The 231-nt window shown below is 48.5% G+C and carries 1 protein-coding gene; it reads right to left on the bottom strand.

Annotation, left to right across the window (positions count from 1 at the left end):
• Positions 1 to 231 (bottom strand): transposase (locus NG42_RS21725; RefSeq protein WP_052903128.1); only part of this gene is annotated, 231 nt, incomplete at both ends.

Here is a 231-nt window from a genome sequence, read left to right on the forward strand (position 1 = left end):
TAACCAAGCAACCACAGTACTGCTGTGCTCAGTGTTACCAGCAGGCTGAGTACCAGAATACGCCCTGCTGAACGGCTATGACTGGCGCGAAGCCCAAACCCAAATCGTTCACTTTTCTCATCCCGAAAATTTTGTTCTATCTGCATCCTTCGACCATATAACTTCATCACCTCACGTGGTTTAAACTCGGCTGTGCTGCTGAATATTAACCACGGCTCTTTCGCTGCTGCA

Source organism: Winslowiella iniecta, assembly GCF_001267535.1.
GTDB lineage: Bacteria > Pseudomonadota > Gammaproteobacteria > Enterobacterales > Enterobacteriaceae > Erwinia > Erwinia iniecta.